We start from the raw sequence: 4,262 nt of genomic DNA, 5'->3' as shown, positions 1-4,262 counted from the left end.
TCAGATCTGGCTCGAAACCTCTTCGGTCACGACACCGGAATCGCCGGTCACGTTCCCGAAATCATCGGTCACGATGCCGAAAACACCGGTCACGCTCTCCCGAAATACGCAATTGGCCGCGACTAGAAAATCCACCCCCGATTTAGGGTTCAACTTATCCAAGCGCTCGGCAACAGCCGAAAGCTCCGCGCCTCGCAAGAGGCGAAGCGCCTCGCTATCCGAGAAAGCGTCCTCAGTACCCGGAGAATTTGCCGAGGCAAAATCAAGAGCCGCCTGGCGAACGAATTTCACGACGGGATGGGCGTCGAGAAGCCAATCCTTCTCGACAAAAAAATCCCTGTAGCTGTTTATACCAAGCCAAAGCCCGATCAGCCCAGATAGCCCCTGAGCAGGACCGCCATCGCCCTCCGCGAGCTTGAGCCCATTGACCGATCCAACCGACGTCGTTGCCAGGATGTCTGGTCGAATCTTCTCGCTTTGGTACAGGAAATGCAGGGCCCCAACTTCGAAGTCGCCTTTGGAGCCTCCGCCCGCTAGCGCGATCGCGACCTGACCCTGGGGGTGTGTCGGACCGAAAGTGGCCGCGCTAGTTGGTCTAAACGAGTGCGTTAGATGTCCTGCCGGATTGCGCGAAAAAAGGTCGAGACGGCCAGTTGCCGCGGCGCTCGCAAGGCAAGCCACAGGGCGCGCCAGCTTTGCTCCAACGTACACCCAGGGCAACCATCCAACGCCAAGGACGAAAGATTTTTGAATCAGGCCTCCGTCCTCTGCAAGTGCAAAGAGATCGAGAATCCCCGTACCGGCGCTGCAGACCGATGGCTTGGACGCGATTTGACCGTCGAGCGCCTCCCATCCTTGCCAGCCCCCATTCTCAAAGTAGTTGTGACTGGTTGTGCCATAGATGTTGCGAACGAACACGTCGAGTCGACCGGGACCCCACGATGCGGCGGCCGGATCGGATGTCAATGCTCCACCCAGATCGTGATAGGTGCCGAAGTCCGGATCGGGCTGATCGCACCATTTGTGATACAGCTTGTCGTCGGTCCCACGAACGAACACGTCGATTCGCCCGGGGCCCCAAGAACACGCCGAAGGCCCCCCTTCAATCGCGTTGGGTTCGAGCTGCTCCCAGTGGGTCCACGGGCGATCGGGGACGGCCGAGTTGTAGACGATGTGGTGCAGAGCGTTGTCAGTGCCTCTCGCGAAGACATCCATCTGACCGCCCGAACTGACCGCGCAGGGATCGGAGGAGATTACTTCTTGCGGAGTTCCGAGTTGCTCCCAGCGGTACCACGTGGCATCTTGAAGGCGTCTGTAGGCCAGTCTTCCGTCGGGGCTCCGAGCGAGTATGTCGAATCGGCCAGGCTCGATAGAACACACGCAGGGGTTAGATGTGATTGGCATATCCACCGGATCAAAATGAACGTCGGCATGCATGATCTAGCTCCGATGCTGAATGGCAGCCAAAAACCAGAGAGCCCATGACCTGGCGACCACCGGGCTCAGCAGGTTAGGCGTGGCAGGCGAGAATTTCAAACCCCCGACGATGGAGGCGGCAGAGGGGCACGCGAATCTCGGGCGCCGAGGATCCAACCAACGGGCGCCCTTCATATCACCCCTCGGTCCTCCTTAATCTCTGCATCTACGGCTACCTGAACCGCATCCAGTCCAGTGGTCGCCTGGAGCGCGAAGCGGCGGCCTAACACCACAAATCGGTCACGCAATGCAGAACCGTCAGGATCAGGTGGTCGGTGGCGGTCAGCAGGCAGTAGCGCAGGAAGCAGGCGACCTCCACGGTGCGCGATGGTTCCTTGATCTAGGCCGACGGAGACCTGGAGGCCACGCGATGTGAGAAGCGCCGCACAATGAGGTCGGGCAGGGCGCCCAGCAAGGCTCTGAAGCCAATTGATCCGTTCGAGCAGCTCGCTGATCTGGCGCCGAATGCCGAGTGGGCACCGACTCAACGGTTGCTTTAAATCGCGCCACATTCGCCCAGCTGCCTCATGCAGAGTCGATCATGCTGTTGCCGCTCGAACGTCAAGCGCTCGACGCTTGGCGGTCCGAAGCGATCGACGATCGCAAACTGGACGATGCCTACCGTCACTGTGGCGGCAACCCGTTGCTGCTGCGCGCCGCCTTGCTCAGCGACGGCCGGGGCGCGTCGGTTCTCCGGCGCTGGGCACAACTGCGTTTGCTCCAGCTGAGCGCCCCGGCGCGACTCTTGCTGGAGGCAGCGGCAGTCCTGGCCGAGCCGTTTGAAATAGCGCTTCTGCCAGCGCTGCTGACTCAGACTGAGCCTGGGTACGCGCAGCTCGAGGAGCTATTGCAGTTTCACTGGCTTGTCGAATTCGATAATGGTGGCCGCTATGAATTTGCGCATGATCTTCTGCGCGAGGCGGTAACCGAGGAAATTGCTCCCGTTCGGCACCGCCAACTGCATGCACATTTGGGCGAGCAGCTCCAACAGATGGCAGAGCCGATCCCATGGGCACAGATCGCCCATCATGCGGAGAGTGCCACCCTCTGGAAGCGGGCCATCGAAGCGTGCCAGCAAGCCGGAGCGCAGTCCGAGCAGCTTTTTTCTATGCGTAGCGCGGTTGCGCACTACACGCACGCTCTGAGCATCGCCGATGCCCATCCTACAGCCTGTACGCAGGAGGCGAGGATCGAACTGCTTGAGCGGCGTGGCATTGCATGCTCGCTTTCCAGCGATGCAGATGCCGCAGTGGCCGATCTGGAGCTCGCGATTCACGGTACAACTGCCTCGATCGACCCTGCGCGGCGGCAGCGCTTGCTCGTGGCGCTGGGGATGGTCCATCAACGCGCAGACCGTTATGACGTTGGAAGCGATTCGCTGCGCGGCGCAACTGCGTTGCGGACAGCGCGTCGATCCGACCGAGCTGGAAGCTGCGATGACTGAGGCGCAGCACCATGAGATCGGCTCGGCCCTCATGCGCTTGCTCTTGGTGCGTGTCGAGTTTTGCCACCAGCAAAAATGCCTGTCGGAATGCGCCGCGGCCGCGCGAAGCCTCGAGGCAATGGCAAGCGAGCGCGGCGTCGTCGAAATGGTCCTTCAAGCCCAACGTTGGCAGCTGATGGCAGGCGTCGAGAACGCAGGCCTCCTGGCGAGGCTGTGCGCCGGGATGGAAGCCTGCGGTGACGAGCTGCGTGCCAGCGTGCGCGGCGAGTTAGGACGTTACGCTCGAACGCGCCCGCACCGAGTGAGCGGAAGTACACGTCACGCTGCCCACTGGTGCCCGCATCCTGCGACACCGAGGAGTCGTTGTCGGTGCCGGCCAGCACCAGATGGCTACCGTCCTTCAGCCGCGGGCCGATTGTGAGGCCTTCCCGTTTCTCGGGCGAAGCACCCACTCAGTGCGACGAGTGATGGGTGAGCCAGCGTCGTCGGCGAGGCGAGGTCGAGCGATGGCGTGGCGTTCTCCTTGGCGACGGGCGTGAGCACGGCACCCGGCACATCAAGGTCGATTCCACTGTTGCGAAACACGTTCTTGTTCAGTGGCGAGCCCTCGGCATCGACCCCAAGCCCGCGATTGTTGCGTTTCAGAACCAGGAACTCAGTGTCATCGATCGCCACGAGCGCGGAGATGCCACGGCCTTGCGAACTGCCCTCCATGCGATAGGCGTACTGTGCCTTCGCATTGCCGGCGCGGATGTTGAAAAGCAACCATGCGATTGACGGAGCCGTCTCCGCTGCCCTCATCGAGCCTTGCACATTGCAACATCGCGAAGACGGTGTCGCCGTCCGGCGAGATCGCCAGTCCCTCGAAGCCGCGGTTGGTGAGCTTGCCCGCCGTGTTTCCGGTGTCCTCGGCGTAGTTGACAACGCTGGCGATCGACGCCGCGATGCGCGCGAGCCTCGCCAAGGGAACCACGAGGCGCATCGTCTTGTATTCCGAGCAACTCGACGCGCAACGATTTCCGGAAGAGGCACTGGACCCGGAGATCCTTGCGTTGCTGGCAAAGAAATACAGAAAGGTGCATATCGCGTCTGCCCGCACATGGCGCAAAACGTAGCCTGGTTTGCCAACGGCTTGTCGGCTATTTCGTACTCGCCGGCGCCTCAACCTGCCAGCCAGGCAGGCTTGGAATGCCTTCCTCCTCAACACGGAATCCCCAAGTTATGAACGGCGCTAGTGTCGTGAGTTAGAAGTTCGTTGAACTATTCACGAGCATCGTGGTCAGTCGTGTACCGTGTGTACTCGACGAGGCTGCAATGAGCGGACGACCCAAGGCGCAACTGG

General features: G+C 61.2%; 3 protein-coding genes and 3 pseudogenes. 2 read left to right on the top strand and 4 right to left on the bottom strand.

Features of this window, described 5'->3' with window-relative positions; genetic code table 11:
• Complete coding sequence (locus QTH97_RS36660; RefSeq protein WP_286573678.1) at positions 1 to 1,437, bottom strand: DUF8189 domain-containing protein; 1,437 nt, start codon at positions 1,435 to 1,437, stop codon at positions 1 to 3.
• Positions 1,438 to 1,595: 158 nt separating this feature from the next.
• Between QTH97_RS36660 and QTH97_RS36655 the strand changes: the two are divergent.
• A pseudogene (locus QTH97_RS36655) lies at positions 1,596 to 1,694 on the top strand (transposase); the annotation flags it as partial.
• 11 nt (positions 1,695 to 1,705) lie between these two features.
• On the opposite strand, the pseudogene QTH97_RS36650 reads toward QTH97_RS36655, so the two are convergent.
• Positions 1,706 to 1,937, bottom strand: a pseudogene (locus QTH97_RS36650) (hypothetical protein); the annotation flags it as partial.
• A gap of 80 nt (positions 1,938 to 2,017) precedes the next feature.
• Between QTH97_RS36650 and QTH97_RS36645 the strand changes: the two are divergent.
• The gene (locus QTH97_RS36645) at positions 2,018 to 2,920 is read left to right on the top strand and encodes a hypothetical protein (RefSeq protein WP_286573677.1); all 903 of its coding nucleotides are present in this window, start codon (positions 2,018 to 2,020) and stop codon (positions 2,918 to 2,920) included.
• Positions 2,921 to 3,310: 390 nt separating this feature from the next.
• On the opposite strand, the gene QTH97_RS36640 is transcribed toward QTH97_RS36645, so the two are convergent.
• Positions 3,311 to 3,721 carry an esterase-like activity of phytase family protein gene (locus tag QTH97_RS36640; RefSeq protein ID WP_353655705.1) on the bottom strand — a complete coding sequence of 137 codons (411 nt, stop codon included), beginning with the start codon at positions 3,719 to 3,721 and terminating at the stop codon, positions 3,311 to 3,313.
• Positions 3,722 to 3,788: 67 nt separating this feature from the next.
• Positions 3,789 to 3,902: pseudogene (locus tag QTH97_RS37135) on the bottom strand (hypothetical protein); the annotation flags it as partial.
• Positions 3,903 to 4,262 lie beyond the last annotated feature (360 nt).

This window comes from Variovorax gracilis (assembly GCF_030317115.1).
Classification (GTDB): Bacteria; Pseudomonadota; Gammaproteobacteria; order Burkholderiales; family Burkholderiaceae_C; genus Variovorax; species Variovorax gracilis.
Note: the sequence above shows the minus strand (reverse complement) of the source record. Positions and strands in the feature narration are given on the sequence as shown.